Here is a 23,427-nt window from a genome sequence, read left to right as displayed (position 1 = left end):
TCAGCCGCGATCCTATCTCAACGTCGCACGTACATCATTTGTTGCTGCAGTGCAGCAAGAACGTCAGCCTCAATCTCGGATTGCATCGCACGCTTCGCCAATCGCGGTGTAGATCCGGTCGAGATCGGCGTCGTCGATGCAATAGGGCGGCATGACGTAGACGGTGTTGCCCAGCGGGCGGAGCAACAGGTCACGCTCGCCGAAGAAGGCGAGCAGGCGCGGGCCGATCTGCGAGAGATAGCCGTCCTCGCCGCGCAGCTCGACCGCGGTGATGGTGCCGATCTGGCGCGCGTTGGCGATGCGGGGATGCTCGGCAAGTGCCTCCAATCGCGAGGTTTGGCGTGCGGCGAGATCGGCGATCCGATCGCGCACCGGTTCGTCGCGCCAGATGGCGAGGTTGGCGTTGGCGGCGGCGCAGGCGATCGGGTTGGCGGTGTAGCTCGACGAGTGGAAGAACATCCGGGCGCGGTCGGTGCCGTAATGCGCCTGGTAGATCGCCTCGGTCGCCATCGTCACCGCGAGCGGTATCGCGCCGCCGGTCAGCCCCTTCGACAGGCACAGGATGTCGGGCACCACGCCGGCCTGTTCGCAGGCGAGCAAGCTGCCGGTGCGGCCCCAGCCGGTCATCACCTCGTCGGCGATGAACAGCACGTCGTGCGCCGCGCAGATCCGGCGCATTTCGGCGAGAATGTGCGCCGGATAGATGTGCATGCCGCCCGCGCCCAGCAGCAGCGGCTCGACGATGAACGCGGCCGGGCGCTCGGCGCAGGCTTTCTCGAGCGCGTCGAGCGACGCCTGTTCGCATCCGGCGGCAGGGAAGGGGATCGTCCCCACGTCGAACAGCAGCGGCGCGTAGGCGCGGTTGTAGACGCCGCGCGCGCCGACCGACATCGCGCCGATCGTGTCGCCGTGATAGCCGTGCTCCATCACGAGGATGCGGTGACGGTCCTCGCCGCGATCGAGCCAATAGCCGAGCGCCATCTTCAGCGCGCACTCGACGCTGGTCGAGCCTGAGTCCGAGAAGAACACCCGCGTAAGGTCCGGCGGCATGATCGCAGTCAGGCCGCGCGCAAGGTCTTCGGCAGGCTGGTGCGTCCAGCCGGCGAAGATGATCTGGTCGAGCTTGCCCGCCTGTTCTGCGATCGCCGCCATGATCCTGGGGTTGGCGTGGCCATGCGTGGTCACCCACCAGGACGAGATCGCATCGACGATCCGTCGGCCATCCGATGTGTAGAGTGCGGCGCCGTCGGCATGCGTGACGAGCGGGATCGGCTCGCGCAGGCCGTGCTGCGTGAAGGGATGCCAGACGGGGGAGTCGGTCATCGGAACGCCTCCAGGTCGAAATTCGCGGCGAACGCCTCGGCCAGCGTCGCGGCGTTCAGCGGATCGAGGCGAGGCAGGCGACCAAGCCTCCGGACCTTGCCGAGTGCGGCAATGGTCGCCTCGCTATCCTCGACCGCGTCGCCGACGAAGGCGATGCCGAGGATCGGCACGCCGCGGCTGCGCAACGCCTCGATCGACAACAGGCTGTGGTTGATCGTACCGAGCCCGGTGCGCGCGACGAGCACGACCGGCTTGGCCCAGCGCGCGAACAGGTCGGCGAAGATCAGGTCGCGCGTCACCGGCACCATTACGCCGCCCGCACCCTCGACCACCAGCGGGTCGTCGATCTCGGGCAGCGCCAGCCGGTCGGGATCGATCGTCACGCCGTCGATCTCGGCGGCGAGATGCGGCGAGCACGGCGTGGTCAGCCGGTAGGCTTCGGGCAGGACGTGGTCTGCGGGAACACCCAGGGTCACGACCGAAGCCGCATCGCTGCCGTCCGCGAGCCCGGCTTGTACCGGCTTCCAGTAGCGCGCGCCGAGCGCCGCGGTCAGGCCCGCGGCGAACACGGTCTTGCCGATATCGGTGTCCGTTCCGGTGACCACGATCGTCATTGCAGCACCTCTCCCAATACCGTTCCCAAAGCTTCGATATCCGCCGCGGTGGCGTTCAGCGTCAACGATATCCGCAACCGCGACGTACCGTCCGGCACGGTCGGCGGCCGTATGCCGCGGACGTCGAACCCGGCCGCCTGAATAGCGGCGGCGACGTGCATCGTCCGCGCGGCATCGCCGAGTATCAGCGGCAGTATCTGCGACCCGGTCGCCGCGACGCCGTACGGCGCCAGCACCCGCTCCGCCGTTGCGACGCAATCCCAGAGCCGCTCCCGCCGCCCCGGTTCGTCCGCCATGATCCGCAACGCCTCACCGACCGCCAGCGCCATCAGTGGCGACGGTGCGGTCGAGAAGATGAACCCGCGGCCGCGATTGACGATGAATTCGCGCATCACTGCCGGCCCGCACAACAGCGCGCCCTCGCAACCGAGCGCCTTGCCGCATGTCCGCAAGGTGATGACGTTGTCGCATCCGTCGAGCCCTTCGGCGAGGCCCCGGCCATCGGTGCCGAACACTCCGGTGGCGTGCGCTTCGTCGATCAGAAGAACGGCGTCATGGCGGTCCGCCACGCGCGCGATATCGGCGAGCGGCGCGCGGTCGCCGTCCATGCTGTAGAGGCTTTCGACCGCGATCCACACGCGGCCCTTGCCGCCAGCCTTGCGCCAGGTGGCGATTACGTCCTCGAATGCACCGGCGTCGTTATGCGCCGCGCTCACACAGGTCGCCCGTGTCAGCCGCATCCCCTCATGCGCGCTCGCATGGATCAGCGCGTCATGCACGATCAGGTCATCGCGCTGCGGCAGCGTCGCGAACAGGATCGTGTTGGCGATGTAACCGCTGGCAAAGAACAGCGCCGCCTCGGTGCCGAAAAACCGCGCCGTATCCGCCTCCAGGATTTCATGCTCGGGCGCATTCCCCCGTAACAACCGCGAGCCGCCCGAGCCGACTGGCACGCCGCGCGCCAAGGCCTCGATCATCGCAGCCCGCAGACGATCCGATCCGGCGAGCCCGAGATAGTCGTTCGAGGCGAAGTCGACGCCGGTACGCGGTCGGAGCGATCGATACCGGTCGGCGGCGGCAAGCGTGGCGAGGTCTCGTTCCTGGTCGGCGAACATCGCGCCGCCCTAACCCCAACGCGCTGCGAAGACGATAGCGGGTCGATCACGAGCCCCAATCGATCACCCCGGATCGGTTACCCCAATCCGTCACGCGCCGATCCGTCACTCCGATCCGTCGCCCCGATCCGTCGCCCCCAATCCCTCACGCCCCAATCCGTCGCCCCAGCGAAAGCTGGGGTATCCCTGTTGTCGAGCGGGAGACCCGAACCGGGAGACCCCAGCTTTCGCTGGGGTGACGGACGGGGTTGGCAATGAGCAGGTTTATGACTGCTGGTGTGAGTGACGGGTGGGTTGGAATGTCGGGCTGCGGCTGCGGCTGCGGCTGCGGCTGCGACTGCGACTGCGACTGAGGTTGTGGGCGCGGCCACGACCGCGACCGCGCTCCTAGTCCGGATCGTGCCCGGCCACCAATGCCCGTTGGCTAAGCCTGCAACGCGTCGATAAACCCGCGCGCCCGCGCGCTGACATCGGCCGCCGTCATCCCCGGCGCATACAACGCCGAGCCCAGACCGAACCCGGCCGCCCCTGCCTTGCGCCACTCGGCCATGATCTCCGGCACCACCCCACCGACCGGGAGCACGCGCGTATCCTTGGGAAGGACGGCACGCATCGCCTTCAGTACCGCCGGGCTCGCCGCCTCGGCCGGGAACAGCTTCAGAGCCGCCGCGCCCGCCTCCAGCGCCGCGAACGCTTCGGTCGGCGTGGCGATGCCCGGCAGCGCGACATAACCGCGCTCGGCCGCAGCCGCGATCACCCGTACGTTCGCGTTGGGCGCGATGATCAGCGTCCCACCCGCCGCGCCGACCGCCGCCACGTCCTCGACGCGCAGCACCGTGCCCGCACCGACGACCGCGCGGCCCTTCAGCGTGCGCGCCATTCGGGCGATGCTGTCGAGTGGGTCGGGCGAGTTCATCGGCACTTCGAGGATCGTGAAGCCCGCCTCGACCAGCGCCTCGCCGATCGCCTCGACCTCATCGGGCTTCACGCCGCGCAGGATCGCGATCAGCGGACACTTTACGAAGGCGTCGTCAAAGGCCTGGCGGTGCGTGGTAGAGGAAGTCATGCTGCAAGATCCTGGATGCGGGTGATGCCGGCCACGAATGCGGCCTGGCTGTCGATATGGTGCGAGGTGCCGCCCAGCGCATCGATCGCGCCGGCATAGAGTGCACCCAGCGCGGGGTCGGCAAGGATGTGCACCGCGGCACCGGGCTCGATCCGCGCGGCGGTGTCCGCACCGATCAGCAACCCGCTCGCGAACGAGGCGGCGTGCGCGTCGTCGGCAATCCCGAGCACGCCGCGCGCGCGGATCGCGAACAGGCTGGCGGCGAGATCGCGCCGCGCCCCCTCGGCGACGCCTTCGAGAAACGCGGAGCCCAGTTCGACCGGGTGGCCAAGCTGCCGCGACAGCACGCCGTGCGCGCGGAGCAGCGCGAAGAGTTCGCCGGTCATCGCGGTCGTAAAGCGGGTGATCGCGCCGCCCTCGACGGTCGCCCATTTGCAATGCGTACCGGGCTGGCAGAGCATCGCGTCGGCGGGCACCAGCCCGGCAGCGACCGCGCCAAGCAGCTGCACCTCCTCGCCGCGCATCACGTCGGCATGCAGCCCGTCGCGGTACGACAGCCCCGGCACGATCGCGGTGCGGTCGTCGATCCGGTCGAGCCCCGCGGCGATCTCGGCAAGACCCGCGGGCGCCGCGACATAGGGCACGCTGCGCCAGCCGATGTTCGACCCGACCATCCCGGCGAGCAGCACCGGCAGGTCGCCGAGCCGCGCGCGGATGCCCGCGACCTCCGCTGCATAGTCGCCCGCTGCGACATTGGCGGCGCCGCGATCGTCCCGCTCGGACGCGACCACGACCCCGTCCTCGATCCGGAACGCGCGGCGGTTCGAGGTTCCCCAGTCGACTGCGATGAAAGACGTCATGTTCGCTACCCCGCTCCCGTCGCGATGCGACGGCGTCGCGCATCCGAATTATACGACAAACCATCGATGTCCAGTGTCGGCACCTCCCGACCGCCACAGCGCGAAAGATCCGCGTCCGTCGCAAACGCATTGATCGAGCGCAGCCTCGCCGGAACGGGCGTCCTTGCGTCCCGTTCAGTCCGGACCAGCGAGAGGAATGTGCATGCTTCAAACCAGCCATCGGGCCGAGCGCGAAACCGGCAGTGTATCGGCCGCGCCATCCGCCTCGGTCGCGGCCGCGATTGCCGAACGGCTGGCACAGGGGAACCTCGTCTACGTGGCGCTGGATGATCGTCGCGCCACCGATATCGCGAGTATCGCCGCGGCGCTGGTGCCCGATGCGGTTGTCGTGCAACTGCCGTCCAGCGACGCGTTGCCGGGCGACGAAGCGCCGGCATCGCCGGCCAATGTGGGATTGCGGGTTGCCGCATTACGGCGCGTGCGTGCGGCCATCACGCGTGAGATCGGGCCGGTCCTGCTGGTGACCACGGCTGAGGCCACCGCCGTACGCTATCCGGAGCCGGCGCTGTTCGATGCGGCACCGCCTAGGCTCTCGGTCGGCGATACGCTCGATGTCGCGGCGTTCGCGGCCACCGCGGCGGAGATCGGCTATATCGTCGACGACCGGATCGACGAGCCCGGCGAGATCGCGGTGCGCGGCAACGTGATCGATATCTTTCCCGCCGACCGCGAAACACCCGTGCGGATCGAATTCGCGGAGGGTCGGATCACGGCGCTGCGTGACTATGATCCCGTCTCGCAATTGGGGTCCGCCGATATCGCCTGTATCGAGGTCGGCCGCGCGACCGAGCCCCCGGTCGATAAGCCCCCGGTCTACAAGGGCGTCGGTATCCTTGCGCATCTGCCCGACGCGGCGGTCGCGTTCGATCCGGGTGTCGACCGCCGACGTGCCCGGTTCATCGATCTTGCCGCGGATGGACTGCCGCGGCGCAAGGCGAGCGCGGACCTGGTGACCACCCGGTCTTGGGATGCCGCGATCGCCAGGCGTGGCGGTGCCACGCTCACGTCGAGCGATACGCCGTCCCCCCGCTTCGTCGAATACCGCGATCCCGCCCGGGCGTTCGCCAAGTTCGCGCGGGATGTTCTCGCCGATTCGCGGCTCGTGCTGGTCGGTTCGCCGCGCGACCTGCGGTTCCTCCAGCCCCGGCTCGAGCGGCGGGCCAAGATCGCGTTCACGGCGATCGAGCGATGGTCCGATGTCACGGCCGCGCTGCCCGGGACCGCGATGATGCTGGTCGCGCCGATCGATCGAGGCTTTGCGGCGCCGGGCGTTACCGTCGTCGCGGGAGCGGACCTGCTCGGCGGACGGGCGCGCGGCGATGAACTTGGCGGGGCTGGGGCTGGCGCGTTGCCCGGCCTGTCGAGCGAACTGCGCTGCGGCGACGTCGTCGTTCACGAGGAGTTCGGCATCGGCATCGTTCGTGGGCTGGAGAGGCTCCCCGATACCGGCGGCGACACCGACACCGACACTGGCGGCGACGCGATAATCCTGTGCTACGCCAAGGACGGCCGGCGGCTCGTCCCGGTTGCCGAAGCCGACCGGATATGGCGGTATGGCGCGGATGCCGACGCGGTCACGCTCGATGCGCTCGACGGCACCTCATGGCAGAAGCGGCGTGGTGCGATCGATGCGGCGATCGCCGAAAGCGCGCGCGATCTCGCGGCGATCGCTGCCGAACGCGCGGCGTTGACGACCGACCCGATCGTCGCGGACCGTGCGGCGTATGAGCGCTTTGCTGGCGGGTTCGCCTTCACCGAAACCCCCGATCAGGCGCGGGCGATCGCGAGCACGCTGGCAGACCTTGCAAGCGGCAGGCCAATGGATCGTCTGGTGATCGGCGATGTCGGCTACGGGAAGACCGAGATCGCCTTGCGGGCGGCGGGGATGGTCGCGTTGGCGGGACGCCAGGTTGCGATTGCTGCCCCCACGACCGTGCTGGTCCGTCAGCATATCGAAACGTTCAAACGGCGGTTCGCGGGGACCGGCATCGCCGTTGCCGGATTGTCGCGCCTTTCGAGCGCTGCCGAAAAGTCCCGCGTCAGGGCGGGGCTCGCCGATGGATCGATCGGCGTCGTCATCGGCACCGGTGCGATTGCGGGCAAGGGTGTCGCGTACAAGGACCTTGCGCTCGTCGTGATTGACGAGGAGCAGCGGTTCGGCGTGGCGGACAAGGCCAAGCTGCATGCGCTCGGCGCGGGGCACGTCCTGACACTGAGCGCGACGCCGATCCCGCGGACGCTGCAATCGGCGATGATCGGTCTTCAAGGCATGTCGGTGATCGCCACGCCGCCTGCCCGTCGCCAGCCGATCCGCACCGCCGTCGCGGCCTTCGACGACATGACCGTCCGCGCTGCCCTACGGCGTGAGCGCGCGCGTGGCGGACAAAGCTTCGTCGTGGTTCCGCGGATCGACGACATGGCCCCGCTGGCCGCGCGGCTGGCCAAGCTGGTCCCCGAACTCGGGATCGTCCAGGCGCATGGCAAGATGTCGCCAACCGAGATCGACGAGGCGATGGTCGGGTTCGCAGCGGGTGACGGCGATGTTCTGCTCGCCACCAACATCATCGAGGCGGGGCTCGACGTACCGCGTGCGAACACCATGATCGTGCATCATGCGGACCGGTTCGGGCTGTCGCAGCTGCATCAGTTGCGTGGCCGTGTCGGGCGCGGCGGCCGGCGCGGGCAGGTGATGCTGCTGACCGACGGCGACGCGACGATCGCCGAGGCGACCCTCAAGCGCCTGCGGACGCTGCAGGCATTCGACCGGCTTGGCGCCGGGTTCGCGATCAGCGCGCGCGATCTCGACCTGCGCGGTGCGGGCGACCTCGTCGGCGAGGCGCAGGCCGGACACATGAAGCTGATCGGCATCGACCTGTACCAGCACCTGTTCGGTCGCGCGTTGCGATTGGCGCGCGGCGAAGCGGTCGACGACTGGGTCCCCGAACTGCACCTCGATGTTGGCGGTCGCCTGCCCGAAACCTGGATACCCGAGGAGGAGGTCCGGCTGTCGCTCTACAGTCGATTGGCCCGGCTCGAGGATGTTGCAGCACTCGATCAGTTCGAGGCCGAACTTGAGGATCGCTTCGGCCGGGTTCCCGATCCGGCCCACCGATTGCTGTTGCTGGCGCGGATACGCCTGCGCGCGTGTGCGGCCGGGATTCGGCGGATCGATGCCGGGCCTGCTGCGATCGCGTTCACGCCGAACCGGCGCGGCGCCGAACCACCGCTTGCCGAGCTGGTCGAAAAGAACGGCCGCTGGATCGCGCCACGGGCGGTCGCAGATCCGGTCGAGCGTGCCGCGCAGGTCGAAGCGCTGCTCGACGCATTGACCGAGTGAGCCGCGTCGACATCGGCGCGGCCAGATGGCTTATTCCGCGGCTGCCGCGAGCGACGTCGAGAGCGCTTCGTCCGCCAGTCCGGTGAGGATTGCCCGTACCGCGTCGACGACCCGCGCAAAGCCTGCCCCGGGCGCGTGGAGCTTGCGATCGAGATATACGGAGCGGTCCACTTCGAGCTGGATCGCGTGGATGCCGATATCGGGGCGGGCATGGCGTTCGAGGATATGCCCGCCCGCATAAGGCGCGTTGCGCGCGACTGAAAAGCCGTGCGCGGTACAGGCCGTCTCGGCGCGGTCGACGAATCGCGGTGCGGCGGCATGGCCGAACCGGTCGCCGAGCACGATCCGCGTCCCGCCGGGCCCGAGCGGTGGCATCGAATGGATATCGAGCAGCACCGCCACGCCGAACCGCGCATGCGCCGCCTGCAGCGCCGCCGCGATCGCGGCATGATAGGGTCGGTGGTCGTCGACGATTCGTGTGGTCATTTCGGCGTCGGTGAAGCGCCGCGCCCACAGGTCGCCAGCCCCCGATACGCGGCGCGGGACCAGGCCCAGGCCGCTGCGCATTTTGGCGGATTGCTGGGCGAGCGGGATCGATCGCGCGCCTTCGTCGAGCTGCGCGTCGCGCTCGTCTTCGCCGCGGTTGAGGTCGATCCAGGCCCGCGCCCGGCGCTGGATGATCGTCACCTGGTCCGTTCGTGCGCTCCGCGCCACCGCATCGACCAGACGATCCTCGAGCGGCAACAGCGCTGCAAGCGGCACGCGCAACGCGGTTTTGAGCGAGACCGGATAGTCCCGTCCGGCGTGCGGCACCGAGATCACCACCGGGCTGGTCGGCGGCACGGCTTCCCGATGGTCGGACGGGGGCAGGCGCTCGAAGGGGGACGATGACATGGCGGCACGCTAGGGCGACGCATCGGCGCGGGCAATCGATCTGGAAATGTTAACCATTTTGCGCGTAGGGGGGAGGCGTCAATGTACGCGTGAAAACAGGACTTTAGATCGATGCTGCGAATTCTGCTGGCCGAGGACGATCAGGTCATGCGCGAATATCTGACGCGCGCGCTTGAGCGCTCCGGCTATGCGGTGACTGCGGTCGATCGCGGGACGGCGGCTATTCCGTTGCTCGAAACCGAGACGTTCGACCTGTTGCTGACCGATATCGTGATGCCCGAGATGGACGGGATCGAGCTTGCGCAAAAGGCTGGCGAGATGTGCAAGGACCTGCGCGTCATGTTCATTACCGGCTTTGCGGCGGTCACGCTGAAGGCGGGTCGGGCCATGCCGCACGCGCGCGTTCTGTCCAAACCGTTCCACCTGCGCGACCTGGTCGCCGAGGTCGACCGCCTGTTCGAGATGGATAATGTGACAGGCATGCATTGAGCGCTTGCACCCCGCGATAGTCGCGGCTAGTGGAGCCCTCCGGCGGGCGTGTAGCTCAGTGGTAGAGCACTGTGTTGACATCGCAGGGGTCGCAAGTTCAATCCTTGCCACGCCCACCATTGAAAACCCCGCTAGTCTTATGGCTAGCGGGGTTTTTAACGTTCTAGGGTCGGTCTCATCCCCCTGCTGGCCGCTAACAGGGCAAGGTGACGGTCAGTCCGGTCGAACGGCGTTCGGCATGAACGACGCCGACGCGCGGGATCTGCCGTACCGTCAGCCGGCCGCGTCGACCTGATCGAGATAGTCGGCATAGCCCTGCGCCTCCATCTCGTCGCGCGGCACGAACCGCAGCGACGCGGAGTTGATGCAGTAGCGCAGCCCGCCCTGATCCTGCGGGCCATCCTCGAACACATGGCCGAGATGGCTGTCCGCGCCGGCCGAGCGGATTTCGGTGCGGACCATGCCGTGGCTGCGATCGTGCAGTTCGGTCACGTGGACCGGCGAGATCGGCCGGGTGAAGCTGGGCCAGCCGCAATGCGAATCGAACTTGTCGGCGGACGCGAACAGCGGCTCGCCGGAGACGATATCGACGTACAGGCCGGGTTCGCGGGTGTTCAGATATTCGCCCGTTCCCGGCCGTTCGGTGCCGCTCTGCTGCGTCACGTGAAACTGCTCTGGGGTGAGCTTGGCGATCGCCTCGTCGGTCTTCTTATACTCGGTCATGGTATGTCCCATCAGCGTGAACGCATGGTTCCACCGATGTCGAAGGATCGCATCGATGGGGTTTCCGTCAATATAGGGCGTCTTGGCGCTGACCCAATGCGCGCGGTCGCAGGCCCATCGGCGATATATACCCGGGCATCCCCCGTCCGGCTTTTCAGGCGAGGGGAAAAGCTGTCATGCGAGGCCGATGATTCGCACCCCGCTGTCCGCGCTCGCCTGCATCCTGTTCTCGTCGGGAAGCGCCCTCGCCCAATCGACCGCGGTACCGAGCGAGGCGGCGCCCGACATCGTCGTCACGGGGCGCGGGCTGGCGGATGCGCCGGGCGATCGGGCCTATGATATCGTCACGATCGATCGCGACCGGATCCAGGCGAATGCGAGCAATCGGCTGGAGAGCGTGCTCGCCGACGTCGCCGGGTTGCAGCAGTTTCGGCGGTCGGACTCGCGCAGTGCCAACCCGACCAGCCAGGGGATTTCGCTGCGCGGGATCGGTGGCAATGCGTCCAGTCGCGCGCTGCTGATCTTCGACGGGGTGCCGCAGGCGGATCCGTTCGGCGGCTGGGTCGCGTTTCCGGCCTATGCGACGGGGCGGCTCGGCCGCATCCGCGTGACGCGCGGTGGTGGCAGCGGATATCAGGGGCCGGGCGCTCTGGCCGGGACGGTCGAGCTGGAAAGCGCGACGCCCGATCAACTGACGCCGTTCCAGGGCAGCGTCGCCTATGGCAGCCGCGATTCGGTCGATGCGCAGGGCTCTGCGGCGCTGGTGCGCGGGGCGGGGTTCGCGACCCTGTCGGGCGCGTATGCGCGCGGCGATGGCTTTACGCCGACCGTCGAGGAAAGCCGCGGGATCGTGGATCGGGCAGCACCGTACGAGCAGGCGTCGGGGGCGCTGCGAACCGTCGTCGGGATCGGCGCGAAGACCGAATTGCAGATGAATGCCAGCGCGTTTACCGACACGCGCGACCGCGGCAGCGACTTCACCACCAACACGAGCGAGGGGGCTGATGCGAGCATCCGGCTGATCGGGCGGGGCGCGTGGGGCTATTCGGCGCTGGCGTATCTGCAGACGCGGGCGTTCGCGAGCAGCTTCAACAGCATCAATGCCGCGCGCACGACCGCGATCCAGTCGCTGAACCAGTATAATACGCCCGCCACCGGGCTTGGCGGACGTATCGAGATCCTCCCCCCGTTGGGCGAGAGCATCACGCTCAGGCTGGGTGCCGATATTCGCGACGTGAGCGGCAAGACGCAGGAACTCTATACGTTCGTCAACGCAGCGCCCACGCGGCGGCGCGAGGCTGGCGGGAGCACGACGACGACCGGCGTGTTCGCTGATGCGAGCCTCGTCGCGGGCGATCTCACGTTCAGCCTTGGCGGGCGGGTCGACTGGTGGTCGATCGACGGCGGCTATCTGACGGAACGGCCGCTGGCGACCGGCGCGGCGCTGGCCAATCTGCGCTACGCAGACCGCGATGGCAGCGAGACGACCGGGCGTGCTGGCATCGCGTACCAGCCGATCGAGGCGATCACGCTGCGAGTCGCCGGCTATCGCGGATGGCGACTGCCGACGCTCAACGAACTGTACCGCCCGTTCCGGGTCGGCAACGACGCGACCGCGGCGAATGCATTGCTGTCGCCGGAGCGGCTGACCGGGGTCGAGGGTGGCGTCACGCTGACGCCGACGCCGGGCGTGAGCATCGCCGCGACCTATTTCTACAACCGGCTGAAGAACGCGATTGCCAACGTCACGACGACCAGCCCGCCGCAGGTGCTGCCGGGGGTGGCGACCTACCGCGTCCGCCAGAATCTCGATGCGATCCGCGCGCATGGCTTCGAACTGGATGCATCGTATCGACCTGGTCGATTTGGCGTGCAGGCATCTTGGTCGCACACGAACTCGAAGGTCGAAGGGTCTGGGATCACCGCCGCTCTGGACGGCTTGCGGCCGGCGCAAACCCCGCGCGACCAGGTGTCGGGGACGGTCGACTGGCGGCACGACGCGGCGGCTCTGTCGTTGACCGTGCGGCATATCGGCCGGCAATTCGACGACGACCAGAATTCGCGGGTGCTTGGGGCCGCGACGACTCTCGATGCCTATGCCGCGCTGCCGATCCTGCGCGCGCTGGTGGCCGAGGTGCGCGGCGAGAACCTGTTCGACGAGCGGGTCGAGGCGGGGATCAGCGGCGCCAACATCGTCGAGCGCGCGACGCCGCGGACGATCTGGATCGGGCTGCGCTACGGAGGACGGTGAGTCCGAACGATCCTCCCCCGCCAGGGGGAGGTGGCGCCGAAGGCGACGGAGGGGGAGGACTACGCCAAAGCGGTTATCGCATTCCTCCTCCTCCGTCTGGCAAGCGCCAGCCACCTCCCCCTGGCGGGGGAGGACCAGTAGACCTCGCGTTGACCCGTGCATGTCGCGCGACTAATGCCACTCCCGTGAAGGGTTCCCGGCGACGGGATCAAAAGGGAAGTCGGTGCGTGGGCCGGGTCGTCAGATCCAAGTCCGCAAGACCGGCGCTGTACCCGCAACTGTGACCGGATAGCGGCCACCCTGATATGCCACTGGGTTTCGACCTGGGAAGGCGGGGTGGGCGCGGCGACCCGGAAGCCAGGAGACCTGCCTCTCACGGTCGATCCACTGCGCGGGCGGGTGTCCGGCGCGGACGAGTGCTCCGGTCCAGCCGGGTTTCCTCGAGCGAGAGACGTCTGGCCGCCCCGCGAATGGTCGCAGGCGGTTCTGGTTAGGACGTGCCCAATGACGAAATTCTTTCTTCTGCTCGGCGCCGCGGCGATCGCAGCGCCTGCTTTTGCCCAGACCATCCCCGATCCCGACGCTTCCGAAGTCGTCGTTACCGCAACCCGCGCCGCGCAACCGCTGAGCGAGATCGGCCAGGCAGTAACCGTCATCGACCGCGCCGAGATCGAGCGCCGACAAACCACCGTGGTGTCCGATCTGCTCGCGACCACGCCCGGTGTCACCGTCACCCGCAACGGCACGGTCGGTGCGCTGACCAGCGTCCGGATTCGCGGCGCGGAGGCGGACCAGACCCTGGTCGTGATCGACGGTGTCCGCGTCAACGATCCGTCGTCGACCGGCGGCGGCTTCAACTTCGGCAATCTCCTGTCGAGCTCGGTCGAGCGGATCGAGGTGCTCCGCGGCCCGAACTCGGTGCCATGGGGCAGCCAGGCGATCGGCGGCGTCGTCAACATCATCACCGCCGCGCCGACCGAAGGCATTCAAGCACGCGCCAACGCCGAATATGGCTATGCCGACAGCGTGCTCGCGAGCGCGAGCGTGTCGGGCAAGTCCGGGCCGGTATCGGGCTCGCTGACCGGCGGCTATCTGCGCACCGACGGCATCTCGTCCGCCGCCAGCGGCACCGAGCGCGACGGCTATCGCCAATATGGCGCGACCGGGCGCGTGGGCGTCGAGTTCGCACCGGGCATCGGCCTCGACCTGCGCGGCTATTTCGCCGACAGCCGCGTCGATATCGACGGGTTTCCGGCTCCCGATTACGTGCTCGCCGACACGCCCGAATATTCGAAGACGCGGGAGGCTTACGGTTACGCAGGGCTGCACGCGAACTTCGCCGATGGCCGGTTCAACAACCGCGTCGCGTTCACGATCGCCGACATCAACCGCGACAATTACGACCCGAGCTTTGGCAGCGATCCGACCTTCATCGGTCGCGGCCGCAGCGAACGCTACGAATACCAAGGCGACTTCCGCCCGCTCGACCAGGTCCGCGTGGTCGCCGGCGTCGAGCGCGAGAAGAGCCGCTTCAACGACGGCTTCACCTTCGCGGATACCGGGATCACCAGCGTCTACGGCCAGTTGATCGTCAAGCCGCTCGACATCCTCACGATCACCGGCGGCGTCCGCAACGACGATCACGACGATTTCGGCAGCCACACGACGTTCGGCGCAAACGCGGCACTCGCGTTGCGCATCGGCACGACGATCCGCACAAGCTATGGCGAAGGCTTCAAGGCACCGACCCTGTACCAGCTCTTCTCCGACTACGGGAACCGCGACCTCGATCCGGAGACCGCGCGCAACTTCGACGTCGGTGTCGAGCAGGCGTTCCTCGCCAACCGGGTCCGCGCAGGCGTGACCTATTTCAACCGCCGGACGCGCAACCAGATCGACTTCCGCGATTGCAGCCCGGCGGAGCAGACGACCGCCGGTTCGATCTGCGTCGACCGCCCGTTCGGCGTCTACGACAACATTGCCCGCGCCGAGGCGGACGGCGTCGAGTTCACCTTGGCGCTGCGCCCGGTCGACGCGCTGACGCTGACGGCGAACTACAGCTATATCGACACCGAGAACCGCACGATCGGCAGCGATTTCGGCAACGATCTCGCGCGCCGTCCCAAGCAGACCGCAAGCGTCGACGCCGATTACCGGTTCGCGTTCGGGCTGTCCGTCGGCGGTACCGTGACGATGGTCGGCGACAGCTTCGACGACGCCGCCAACACCGTGCGGCTCGACGGCTATGCGCTGGCGGGCGTCCGCGCGGAAATGCCGATCACCGACCAGATCGCACTGTACGGCCGCGTCGATAACCTCACCGACTCGCGGTACGAGACGGTCGCGGGCTACGGCAATTACGGTCGCGCGGCGTATGGCGGCGTGCGGTTGCGCCTGAAGTGAGGCGCGGGCCGATCCTCCTCGCGCTCCTGCTCGGGGGCTGCGCGCAATCCCCCGGCGCGGGCGGCGGCGGGGGGATCGTCTCGACCAATCCGTGCGTGGATTCGGTGCTGGTCCGGATCCTGCCCGCATCGCGGATTGCCGGGATCAGCCATTATTCACAGGACCCGGCGGCGACCTCGCTCCCGCTTTCGGTAGCCCGCCGCTTCCACGCCACCGCCGGGACCGCCGAGGAGGTGATCGCGCTCCACCCCGATCTCGTCATTGCCAGCACCTACACCCCGCCGGCGACTCAGGCGGCCTACGCACGGGCCGGGCTGAAGACGCTGCTGCTCGGCATCCCGGACTCGATCGCGGAGAGCCAGGCACAGGTGACGCAGATCGCCGACGCGGTCGGTGCGCCCGCGGGTGGCGCGCGGATCAATGCCGATATCGATCGCGCCGTCACCCGGTGGAGCCGCAAGGATGACATGCCGCCGAGCGCTCTACTCTATATCAGCGGCGATCTCGCGACCGGAGGGAGCACGTTGCTGAACGAGATGATGACCCGCGTCGGTTTCCGCAACGCCGCCGCCAGCTACGGCCTGACGCATACCGGCACGCTCTCGGCGGAGACGATCGTGACGCAGCCCCCGTCCATCGTGATCGCCCCCGAACGCGCCAGCCGCGGCACCGCGCTGCGCCGCCGCCTGCTGCCGACCACGCCGCAAGCCGTCTTCTCCCGCGTCCTGATCAACTGCGGCGGCCCGACCATCCCCCCCGCACTCGAACGCCTCGCTGCGATCAGGGCGGGGCTGTGATGCGACACCCATACCAAAACCACCCCGGCGAAGGCCGGGGCCCAACTGGGATGGCGGAAATAATGGAGCGCTGCACGCCGTCACGTTCGTTCCCCAATTGGGCCCCGGCCTTCGCCGGGGTGGCGGCAGTCGTCGGTATGCTTGCGGTGGACCTGTGATGACCCGCACGCCCAAACTCATCACCCTTGGCCTGCTGGTCATCCTCCTGTTCGGCCTGTCGCTCGGCTGCGGGAAAGTCTGGGTGCCGCTCGACGCCTGGTTCTCGAGCGACCCGCGCTGGTGGATCATCCTCGAACTCCGCCTGCCACGCGCGGTCCTCGGCCTCGTGCTCGGCGCCACGCTCGGGCTGTCGGGAGCGGTCCTGCAAGGCTATCTCCGCAACCCGCTCGCCGACCCCGCCGTCGTCGGCATATCGTCGGTCGCAGCACTCGGCGCAGTCGCCGCGATCATCTTCGGGGCCGGTTCGGGATCCGCGATCTTCGCCGCCGCGATGCTCGGAGCAGGGGGCGCGGTCGCGCTGCTCGCCGCGCTGACATGGCGATCGCCGAGCGCGATCACCTTCATCCTCGCCGGCACCGTGCTCGCCAGCCTTGCCGGCGCGCTGACCGCGTTCCTGATCTCGATCGCGCCAAATCCCTATGCGGTCGCCGAGGTCATCGACTGGATCATGGGCGCGCTCACCGACCGCGGCTGGGACGACATCACGCTCGCCTTGCCGCCGATGCTGCTCGGCGGCGTCCTGCTGATGCTCACCGGCCGCTCGCTCGATGCATTGTCGCTAGGCGAGGCGGCGGCGCGATCGCTCGGGATTAGGATGGGCCGCATCCGGTGGCTGGTCGTGCTCGGCACCGGGCTCGTGGTCGGCGCGGGCGTCGCGGTGACCGGCGTGATCGGCTTCGTCGGTCTCGTCGTCCCGCATCTGTTGCGCCCGATCTTCGGCCACCGCCCGAGCGCGCTGTTGCTCCCCTCGGCGCTCGGTGGAGCCGCGCTCGTGCTCGCCGCCGACAGTCTCGTCCGCCTCGCCCCCGGCGCCGGCGAAGTCCGGCTCGGCGTCGCGATGGCCCTAATCGGCGCGCCGTTCTTTCTCGGGTTGCTGGTCAAGGAACGAGGCCGCGCATGGATCTGATCGTCGACGCGCTCAGCGTAAAGCTCGGCAAGCGCATCGTCCTCCACGACGTGTCCGCGCACCTGCGCCCTGGCCGCGTCACCGCGATCCTCGGCCCAAACGGCGCCGGCAAGAGCACGCTGGTCAAGGCCGCCGCCGCGCTCGTCGGTGGCAGCGCGGGCAGCGTCCGGCTCGACACGCAGGACGTCGCGACGATGGACCCGCGCGCCCGCGCCCGCGCGATCGGTTACCTGCCGCAGGACGCGACGGTGCACTGGAACATCGTCGCCCGCGACGTCGTCGCGCTCGGCCGCCTGCCGCACCTCGGCGCGCATGCCGCCCCATCGCCCGACGACCACGCCGCCGTCGACCGTGCGATGCACGATACCGAGACCACGCACCTCGCCGATCGCCCGGTCGGTGAACTCTCCGGCGGCGAGCGCGCCCGCGTCCTGCTCGCGCGCGTGCTGGCAGGCGAACCCCGCTGGCTGCTCGCCGACGAACCGCTCGCCAGCCTCGACCCCTCGCACCAGATCGACCTGCTCGCCCGCCTGCGCGCCTACGCGGCGGGTGGGGCAGGGGTCGCGATCGTCCTCCATGACCTCGTCCAGGCGCAGCGCGCGGCCGACGACGCGCTACTGATCGCCGACGGTCGCATCGTCGCGTTCGGTCCGGTCGCCAAGGTGATGACCGCGGACACGCTTGCCCGCGTGTTCGGCGTCCGCGTCGCGCCGCTCGACGATGGCGGCCGCCGCCTGCTGGTGCCGGTCGGGCGCGTCGAGATCGGCTAGCCAAGCGATACGCCCGGTGGATCGGGGCCAAGTCGGGGCCGGCGGGGTGAAAGATCATCGACGCGCGGAGCCCGGTTCACTATCCCGCGCCGGGTGATCGACATTCCCGCCCCCCTCCGCCTGCGCCTCGACGGCGACGCCCTCGTCCAGAACTGGTGCACGCTCGACCGCATGAGCGGCACCGCGGCGTGCGGCGCGGCGGTCAAGGCGAACGGCTACGGCCTGGGCGCCATTGAGGTCGCCCGCCGCCTGGCCGACGCCGGCTGCCGCGACTTCTTCGTTTCGAACTGGCAGGAAGCCGCCGAACTCGCCCCGTTGGGCCTGACGGTGTCCGTCCTCCACGGCGTCCGCGAGGAAGACATGCCCGCCGCCACCGCCGGCTTCGCCCGCCCGGTCCTCAACACGCCCGCCCAGGTCGCCCGCTGGAAGGCGGCAGGCGGCGGCGCCTGCGACGTCATGGTCGACACCGGCATGAACCGCCTCGGGATCTCGACAGACGACATCGCCGGCGGCCTGCTCGACGGCCTCGCGATCGAAACGCTGATGAGCCACCTGGCGTGCGCCGATGAGGACTCGCCGATTAACGCCGCGCAACGCGACCGGTTCGCAGCGCTGGCCGGCACCACAACCGCGCGCCGCCTGAGCCTCGCCAACTCCGCCGGCATCGCGCTCAACGGGTATGCGTTCGACCTGACCCGTCCCGGCCTTGCGCTCTATGGCGGCATCCCCCGGCACGAACTCGGGACGATTGTGCAGGTCGTGGGTCTCGAGGCGCAGATTGTGCAGCGCCGTCGTGTTCATGCAGGTCAGACCGTCGGATACAACGCGCTATGGACGGCCAAGGACGATACCGAGGTCGCGATCGTCAACCTGGGCTATGCCGATGGATATCGCCGAAACTTTTCGAACAGCGGCAGGGCGCATGCTGGCGGCGCCGAACTGCCCGTCCTGGGACGCGTCTCGATGGATTTGACGGCGGTGGGCGTCGATGTCGCCATGACCTTGCGCGAAGGGGACTGGATCGCGTTCGAGTATGCGCTCCCGCACGCGTCGCAAACCTCTGGCATCAGCCAGTACGAGTTGCTGACGGGTCTCGGCGAACGCCTGGCCCGCGTCTGGATCTGAGCGATCACGCGATGTGTTCGGGCCCTGTCCACGGGCTGAACGGTCGCATCCGGATCCAGCGGGTTGCGAGCCACTTGACGCCGTTCGTGACGGGCTCTCCCGCATGTTGCGACAACGGGTCGATCGAGCCGTCCGTGCGGACATTGTCAAAGATGATGGCATCGCCCGCACGGGGCACGACCCTCAGGGCGTTGTGCACGAAATATGTGGCCCCCCCGGAGAAGCCCTCGTTCAGATAGATCAATACGGTACGGATGCGCTGGTTGCGCGTGCCGGGCAGGGTGTCGACATGGGGGCGAAACTGCTGACCGGGCTGATAGCGCAGGACGGAGAGAGCCTCGCCCTGACGCCAGTCGGTGCCGGTGACGGCGGCAAGGCGGCGGTTTAGCGCCTGTATGACGAGTGTTTCCCGGGTCGGGCCGATGACGGCGGCATCCGATGTCCGGACCGGATTGGCCATGTCACGCCCCGTTCGCGGATCGACCACGACGGCCGGCTTCAGGATATCGACCGCGCACTGTGCAACGTGAAGGCATTCCTCGGACGAGAACAGCTCGGGGATATGATACACATTGGGCCGTTCGCCGATCTTGCGGGGCTTCGGAGACTGCGCCGGTGCCCCGGTGGCGGTAAGCGCCATCTTGCGGAGCAAGCCGAGCTCGCCGGTCGCTTGCTCGCTGTGTCTGGCCACCTGTTCCAGGAGCGACACCGCGCGCGCCCAGTCGGCGGTCGCCCCACTGCCGTTGCCCGTCAGCGCGACCTCGATAAGTCCGGCGTCGATGCTGCCCCGCTCGGTCGCTTGGCGGAGGAGGGCACGGGCCGCTGGCACGTCGCGTGGCAATGGTACGCCTGTGAGATGCCACATGCCCTGCTGGAACAGCGCAGCCGCGTCCCCCGCCGCTGCATGTCGTGCGACCAGCGCCACGGCATCGGCGTGGCGGCCCGCCGCGAGCATCGCCTGCGCATCTGCGATCGGATCGTTGTGCATGGCCGGGAACGTGCACGAAAAAAGGGCCGGTGAAAACCACCGGCCCTCCTATCGTACCGTAATGCCGCGCTTTTAGAAGCGTGCGGTCATGCCTGCATAGAAACGACGACCGACGTTGTCGTAGATCCCGCTGCCGGCGCCGATACCGGTCGCACCCAGCGGGGGAAGACGATCGGTCAGATTGTCGACGCCGATGTAGAAGTTCGAACGCTCGCCGATGTCCACGCCGACCTTCATGCCGATGTACAGGACATCGGGGTAGAAGGACTGGCTGAAATCATCGAGGTTCTGCGGTGCGCGACCCTGGAAGCCCTCCTGGTTTTCGATCGCGCCAACCGACTGCTTCGCCAGGTAGCGGAACTGCGTATCCAAGGTGAACTGCCCGAAATCGGCACCCAGATTGACGTTGACCGCATCCTTTGGCTGGCCGACTTCGCCGTTGAGGTTGTCGCCGAAATCAGGCTGGACCGGGTTCAGGAAGTTCGTGTTCTCGAACGAGTGGGTATAGATTACCTGACCCGACACGCGCGTCGAACCGAAGGTCCGCGTGTACGCAAGGTTGGTATCGATGCCACGAACCTTCAGGCTGGCAAAGTTGAACGGCAACTGCAGCAGGCTACCCTCGATGATGCGGAAGGCCTGCTCACCGTTCGGGCCAGCTGCACCAGCAGCAACGCGCTGGAAGCTGTTGCAGAACTGGTTGTCCTGGATCGACGGTGCGTCATAGCAGGTATTGGCGATCGCCTGTGCCGAAGGGGCAGCGATCACGCGGTTGACCTGGATATTATAGTAGTCGACCGACAACGTCAGGCCCGGCGCAAAGCGTGGCTGGATAACCCCGCCATACGTGTACGAGTCGGACTTTTCGGCCTGAAGGCTCGAATTGCCGCCGCTCAGCGTCTCGAGCGACTGCACGTACTGGTAGTTGTAGTTGGTCGGAATGCCCGCTGCGGCGCAGTTTGCTGCACGGAATTCCGTACCACGGCCGAGATTGTCCGCCGAGCACGGGTCGACGAAGCCGGGTGCGAAGTTCTGACCGGCTGGCGAGAACTGCTCCGAAAGGTTCGGGGCCCGGACTGCACGACCATAGTTCGCACGCAGGCGGATATCCTGGATCGGCGAGTATTCACCGCTCAGGTTGTAGGTATATACTGTCCCTGCGGAGCCCTTATAGTCGGAAACGCGGCCAGCGGCTGACAGCGTCAGTTCCTTGATCAGGAAAATATCCTTCAGCAAGGGAACGCGAAGCTCGCCAAATGCTTCCTTAACTTCGAACGATGGCGGGTTGTACGCTGCCAGAGCGTTGTAGAAGGTGTAGCCCGCCTCGACCAGCGGATCCGCCTGGAACTGGTTGGTTTCGCGACGATACTCGCCACCGATCGAGAAACCGACCGCACCGCCCGGAAGGTTGAAGAACTTCGACGTGTCGCCGGCGATGGTGCCGAGAATGTCGAGCTGCGTGATCTTGCCGACCGACTGCGTGTTGCGCAGCACATAGTTGCGGGCGGCGTCCGAGATGCTGCCCGTGCCGAACGGATTGAGCGGCTGGCACCCGGCGATGTTGGCGTTGAGAATGGCCTGACCTGCCGCCGTCGGAAGGCCGGTTTCCGGATCGATCCCTGCACCAACCTGCTGGGCGCTCGTCAATCCGCGTGTAGCGTCGATCTGCGAGCCGCAGACGATCTGACCCGCAGCGTTACGCTGGGCATCGAGCGCCAGGCTCAGGCGCTGGACGTCGACGTTGCCGAGAACCTTGGTCCGCTCGCGGAATTCGCCGTAGTTCGCCGACAGTTCGTAGTTGAACGTATCGTTGAAGTCGCCGCGAACGCCGCCGACGAACCGATAGGTCTCACGACGCGCATCCTCACGACGCGAACCGAGATCGGTCAGGTTCTTGCGCAGGATGAAACGCTGCGTGCCGGCATTGATTGCCGCGATCTGGTTCGCCTGCACCTGTGCTGCGGTCAACGTGGCGGTTGCCGCGAAGGGGTTGCCGGTCGTGATGTTGATCCCGTTGTTGGCCGATTGCAGCAACTGGGTCGTCAGCGTTGCCCGCGAATTGGCATCGAGGAACGGGTTGTCGAGACGCGGACGCTCGTACAGCGCATCGATCGTGCTGCCGGTGAAGAACGCCGGGCCCGAGCCGCCGAGGCTGACCGAATCGACGCGGACATACTTCGCTTCGAAGAACGGCACGAAGGCCGTCGACACGTCGAAGTGACCGATCATGTTTGCCGAATAGCGATCGATCTGCGGAAGCAGCTGGAGGAGAACGCCTTCGCGACGCGTGTTGCCGTTTCCGCCGAGGAACGTGCCGGCCGGTGCGCCCGATGGGTTTGTTGCGCTACCGCCGGCGATGCCGACCCGGGTACCGGTCTGGCGAGCAAGCGCGCCGCCGGGCTGGAACAGATAGTTGACGGTATAGGCGCGACCCAGCGGATCCCGACCGCCGGGAGCGGGCGACGTCGCACCGATGCCGGCGCCCGCGAACGACACGAGACCGCCGTCCGAGAACGTCCCGACGCGGATGTCGCGGAAGAACGTCGAGTCCGGCACGCCGTCGAAGTTCAGATTGCCGCCCAGACCGACGCCCGCCGCGTCGATGTTCGTCGTGACGAACCCGTCAGTCTGGCGATATTCCTTGCGGCCCGAGGCAAACAGGGCCTGCGTGCGGGCATATTCCAGGTTAACCGCGATGTTGCCGCGGCCATCGGCAAAATTCTTGCCGCCCGTCACGCTGACGAAGTAGCTGCCCGCGTCCTTCTCGTCGCTGACGCCGCCCTGTCCGCGGATCTGCAGACCTTCGAAGTTGCTCTTGAGGCGGAAGTTGACGACGCCGGCAAGAGCGTCCGAGCCGTAAACGGCCGAGTTGCCGCCGGTGACGACGTCAACGGCCTCGAGCAGGTCCGTGGGGATCGTGTTGACGTCGACGGATACCGCGTTGTTCAGGATGTCCGCGCCAACGTGGCGACGTCCGTTGACGAGCACCAGGGTACGGGCCGTTCCAAGTCCGCGAAGATCGAGGAGGTTGAGGCCGCCGGTGCCGAGGAAGCGGGTCGAGTTCGACTGACCGAACGAGCTCTGAAGCTGCGGCAGGTCGTTCAGCACGTCGCCGATCGACGTACGGGCGGTCTGCGTGAGTTCGGCAGCGGAGATCGTCGTGATGGGAACCACGGACGTGGCGTTCGGCGAACGGATGCGCGAGCCGGTAACGAGGATTTCCTCGCCACCGCCTGCGGGTTTGCCGTCGGCCTGCGTAGCCTCCGTCGTCTGAGCAGGTTGCTGCGCCATCGAGTCGCCAGCAACCGGCGCCGGCTCGGTGGTCGTCTGCGCAAATGCGCTCTGCGGCAGAAGTGCGAGTACGCCCACGACTGCGGTCGCTCCAAGGAAGCGATTGAATTTCATGTTTATTGCCCCGTTTTTTCGATGGGGCATTGAAACCGGTTCGTGTCAGTTCCGCAAGGTTCTGTTCATAACGACGGCACC

The 23,427-nt window shown here is 67.7% G+C and carries 17 protein-coding genes, 1 tRNA gene and 1 riboswitch; of the genes, 9 read left to right on the top strand and 9 right to left on the bottom strand.

All coding sequences use genetic code 11. The features are described 5' to 3' along the window. Positions 1 to 69: 69 nt before the first annotated feature. From SPHN_RS11275 to SPHN_RS11255, 5 genes are all read right to left on the bottom strand, one after another. Positions 70 to 1,323: an adenosylmethionine--8-amino-7-oxononanoate transaminase gene (locus SPHN_RS11275; protein WP_248523377.1), complete on the bottom strand. Its 1,254-nt coding sequence runs from the start codon at positions 1,321 to 1,323 to the stop codon at positions 70 to 72. Then, positions 1,320 to 1,937, bottom strand: a complete 618-nt coding sequence (bioD, locus tag SPHN_RS11270; protein ID WP_248523375.1) for a dethiobiotin synthase — start codon at positions 1,935 to 1,937, stop codon at positions 1,320 to 1,322. Before bioD ends, SPHN_RS11275 begins: the two co-directional genes overlap by 4 nt. After that, the gene (locus SPHN_RS11265; protein WP_248523373.1) at positions 1,934 to 3,052 is read right to left on the bottom strand and encodes an 8-amino-7-oxononanoate synthase; all 1,119 of its coding nucleotides are present in this window, start codon (positions 3,050 to 3,052) and stop codon (positions 1,934 to 1,936) included. The genes bioD and SPHN_RS11265 overlap by 4 nt, the downstream gene beginning before the upstream one ends. 424 nt (positions 3,053 to 3,476) lie before the next feature. Further along, positions 3,477 to 4,118, bottom strand: a complete 642-nt coding sequence (locus SPHN_RS11260) for a 2-dehydro-3-deoxy-6-phosphogalactonate aldolase (RefSeq protein WP_248523371.1) — start codon at positions 4,116 to 4,118, stop codon at positions 3,477 to 3,479. Beyond that, positions 4,115 to 4,978 carry a 2-dehydro-3-deoxygalactonokinase gene (locus SPHN_RS11255; protein WP_248523369.1) on the bottom strand — a complete coding sequence of 288 codons (864 nt, stop codon included), beginning with the start codon at positions 4,976 to 4,978 and terminating at the stop codon, positions 4,115 to 4,117. Before SPHN_RS11255 ends, SPHN_RS11260 begins: the two co-directional genes overlap by 4 nt. Before the next feature lie 202 nt (positions 4,979 to 5,180). Here SPHN_RS11255 and SPHN_RS11250 point away from each other — a divergent pair, with 202 nt between their 5' ends. Beyond that, on the top strand, positions 5,181 to 8,375 hold the full coding sequence (locus SPHN_RS11250) for a TRCF domain-containing protein (RefSeq protein ID WP_248523367.1): 3,195 nt from the start codon (positions 5,181 to 5,183) through the stop codon (positions 8,373 to 8,375). Positions 8,376 to 8,405: 30 nt separating this feature from the next. Here SPHN_RS11250 and SPHN_RS11245 read toward each other — a convergent pair whose 3' ends face one another. Further along, the gene (locus SPHN_RS11245; RefSeq protein WP_248523365.1) at positions 8,406 to 9,269 is read right to left on the bottom strand and encodes an N-formylglutamate amidohydrolase; all 864 of its coding nucleotides are present in this window, start codon (positions 9,267 to 9,269) and stop codon (positions 8,406 to 8,408) included. A gap of 111 nt (positions 9,270 to 9,380) precedes the next feature. On the opposite strand from SPHN_RS11245, the gene cpdR reads away from it, so the two are divergent. Beyond that, positions 9,381 to 9,758: a cell cycle two-component system response regulator CpdR gene (gene cpdR, locus SPHN_RS11240; RefSeq protein WP_248523363.1), complete on the top strand. Its 378-nt coding sequence runs from the start codon at positions 9,381 to 9,383 to the stop codon at positions 9,756 to 9,758. Positions 9,759 to 9,802: 44 nt separating this feature from the next. Beyond that, positions 9,803 to 9,877, top strand: a tRNA-Val gene (locus SPHN_RS11235). A gap of 154 nt (positions 9,878 to 10,031) precedes the next feature. Here SPHN_RS11235 and msrB read toward each other — a convergent pair. Continuing rightward, complete coding sequence (msrB, locus tag SPHN_RS11230) at positions 10,032 to 10,481, bottom strand: peptide-methionine (R)-S-oxide reductase MsrB (RefSeq protein ID WP_248523361.1); 450 nt, start codon at positions 10,479 to 10,481, stop codon at positions 10,032 to 10,034. Between the two features lie 187 nt (positions 10,482 to 10,668). Here msrB and SPHN_RS11225 point away from each other — a divergent pair, with 187 nt between their 5' ends. The 6 genes from SPHN_RS11225 to alr all read left to right on the top strand — a co-directional run bounded on the left by SPHN_RS11225 (position 10,669) and on the right by alr (position 18,953). Next, entirely contained in the window at positions 10,669 to 12,732 is a 2,064-nt protein-coding gene (locus SPHN_RS11225) for a TonB-dependent receptor (protein ID WP_248523359.1), read from the top strand. Between the two features lie 173 nt (positions 12,733 to 12,905). Further along, positions 12,906 to 13,120: riboswitch (cobalamin riboswitch) on the top strand. 116 nt (positions 13,121 to 13,236) lie between these two features. Then, positions 13,237 to 15,135: a TonB-dependent receptor plug domain-containing protein gene (locus SPHN_RS11220; RefSeq protein WP_248523357.1), complete on the top strand. Its 1,899-nt coding sequence runs from the start codon at positions 13,237 to 13,239 to the stop codon at positions 15,133 to 15,135. Further along, complete coding sequence (locus SPHN_RS11215) at positions 15,132 to 15,932, top strand: ABC transporter substrate-binding protein (protein ID WP_248523355.1); 801 nt, start codon at positions 15,132 to 15,134, stop codon at positions 15,930 to 15,932. The genes SPHN_RS11220 and SPHN_RS11215 overlap by 4 nt, the downstream gene beginning before the upstream one ends. Before the next feature lie 157 nt (positions 15,933 to 16,089). Beyond that, positions 16,090 to 17,058: a FecCD family ABC transporter permease gene (locus SPHN_RS11210; protein ID WP_248523353.1), complete on the top strand. Its 969-nt coding sequence runs from the start codon at positions 16,090 to 16,092 to the stop codon at positions 17,056 to 17,058. Next, positions 17,049 to 17,828 (top strand): ABC transporter ATP-binding protein, encoded by a 780-nt coding sequence (locus tag SPHN_RS11205; protein ID WP_248523351.1) that lies wholly within the window; start codon positions 17,049 to 17,051, stop codon positions 17,826 to 17,828. The genes SPHN_RS11210 and SPHN_RS11205 overlap by 10 nt, the downstream gene beginning before the upstream one ends. Before the next feature lie 102 nt (positions 17,829 to 17,930). Beyond that, positions 17,931 to 18,953, top strand: a complete 1,023-nt coding sequence (gene alr / locus SPHN_RS11200; protein ID WP_248523667.1) for an alanine racemase — start codon at positions 17,931 to 17,933, stop codon at positions 18,951 to 18,953. Positions 18,954 to 18,957: 4 nt separating this feature from the next. On the opposite strand, the gene SPHN_RS11195 is transcribed toward alr, so the two are convergent. Both SPHN_RS11195 and SPHN_RS11190 read right to left on the bottom strand, forming a co-directional pair. Beyond that, on the bottom strand, positions 18,958 to 19,941 hold the full coding sequence (locus SPHN_RS11195) for a 2OG-Fe(II) oxygenase (protein ID WP_248523349.1): 984 nt from the start codon (positions 19,939 to 19,941) through the stop codon (positions 18,958 to 18,960). A 72-nt stretch (positions 19,942 to 20,013) separates the two neighbouring features. Further along, positions 20,014 to 23,346 carry a TonB-dependent receptor domain-containing protein gene (locus tag SPHN_RS11190; RefSeq protein ID WP_248523347.1) on the bottom strand — a complete coding sequence of 1,111 codons (3,333 nt, stop codon included), beginning with the start codon at positions 23,344 to 23,346 and terminating at the stop codon, positions 20,014 to 20,016. Between the last annotated feature and the right edge of the window lie 81 nt (positions 23,347 to 23,427).

The organism is Sphingomonas faeni, from assembly GCF_023195535.1.
In the GTDB taxonomy this organism is placed as follows: domain Bacteria; phylum Pseudomonadota; class Alphaproteobacteria; order Sphingomonadales; family Sphingomonadaceae; genus Sphingomonas; species Sphingomonas faeni_B.
Note: the sequence above shows the minus strand (reverse complement) of the source record. Positions and strands in the feature narration are given on the sequence as shown.

Bases quoted from the DNA above. Each gene is read 5' to 3' on its own strand.
- msrB (WP_248523361.1), bottom strand. From the start codon at position 10,481: ATGACCGAGTATAAGAAGACCGACGAGGCGATCGCCAAGCTCACCCCA.
- SPHN_RS11205 (WP_248523351.1), top strand. From the start codon at position 17,049: ATGGATCTGATCGTCGACGCGCTCAGCGTAAAGCTCGGCAAGCGCATC.
- bioD (WP_248523375.1), bottom strand. From the start codon at position 1,937: ATGACGATCGTGGTCACCGGAACGGACACCGATATCGGCAAGACCGTG.
- cpdR (WP_248523363.1), top strand. From the start codon at position 9,381: ATGCTGCGAATTCTGCTGGCCGAGGACGATCAGGTCATGCGCGAATAT.
- SPHN_RS11220 (WP_248523357.1), top strand. From the start codon at position 13,237: ATGACGAAATTCTTTCTTCTGCTCGGCGCCGCGGCGATCGCAGCGCCT.
- SPHN_RS11190 (WP_248523347.1), bottom strand. From the start codon at position 23,346: ATGAAATTCAATCGCTTCCTTGGAGCGACCGCAGTCGTGGGCGTACTC.
- SPHN_RS11245 (WP_248523365.1), bottom strand. From the start codon at position 9,269: ATGTCATCGTCCCCCTTCGAGCGCCTGCCCCCGTCCGACCATCGGGAA.
- SPHN_RS11250 (WP_248523367.1), top strand. From the start codon at position 5,181: ATGCTTCAAACCAGCCATCGGGCCGAGCGCGAAACCGGCAGTGTATCG.
- SPHN_RS11260 (WP_248523371.1), bottom strand. From the start codon at position 4,118: ATGACTTCCTCTACCACGCACCGCCAGGCCTTTGACGACGCCTTCGTA.
- SPHN_RS11275 (WP_248523377.1), bottom strand. From the start codon at position 1,323: ATGACCGACTCCCCCGTCTGGCATCCCTTCACGCAGCACGGCCTGCGC.
- SPHN_RS11210 (WP_248523353.1), top strand. From the start codon at position 16,090: ATGACCCGCACGCCCAAACTCATCACCCTTGGCCTGCTGGTCATCCTC.
- SPHN_RS11225 (WP_248523359.1), top strand. From the start codon at position 10,669: ATGATTCGCACCCCGCTGTCCGCGCTCGCCTGCATCCTGTTCTCGTCG.
- SPHN_RS11255 (WP_248523369.1), bottom strand. From the start codon at position 4,978: ATGACGTCTTTCATCGCAGTCGACTGGGGAACCTCGAACCGCCGCGCG.
- SPHN_RS11265 (WP_248523373.1), bottom strand. From the start codon at position 3,052: ATGTTCGCCGACCAGGAACGAGACCTCGCCACGCTTGCCGCCGCCGAC.
- SPHN_RS11195 (WP_248523349.1), bottom strand. From the start codon at position 19,941: ATGCACAACGATCCGATCGCAGATGCGCAGGCGATGCTCGCGGCGGGC.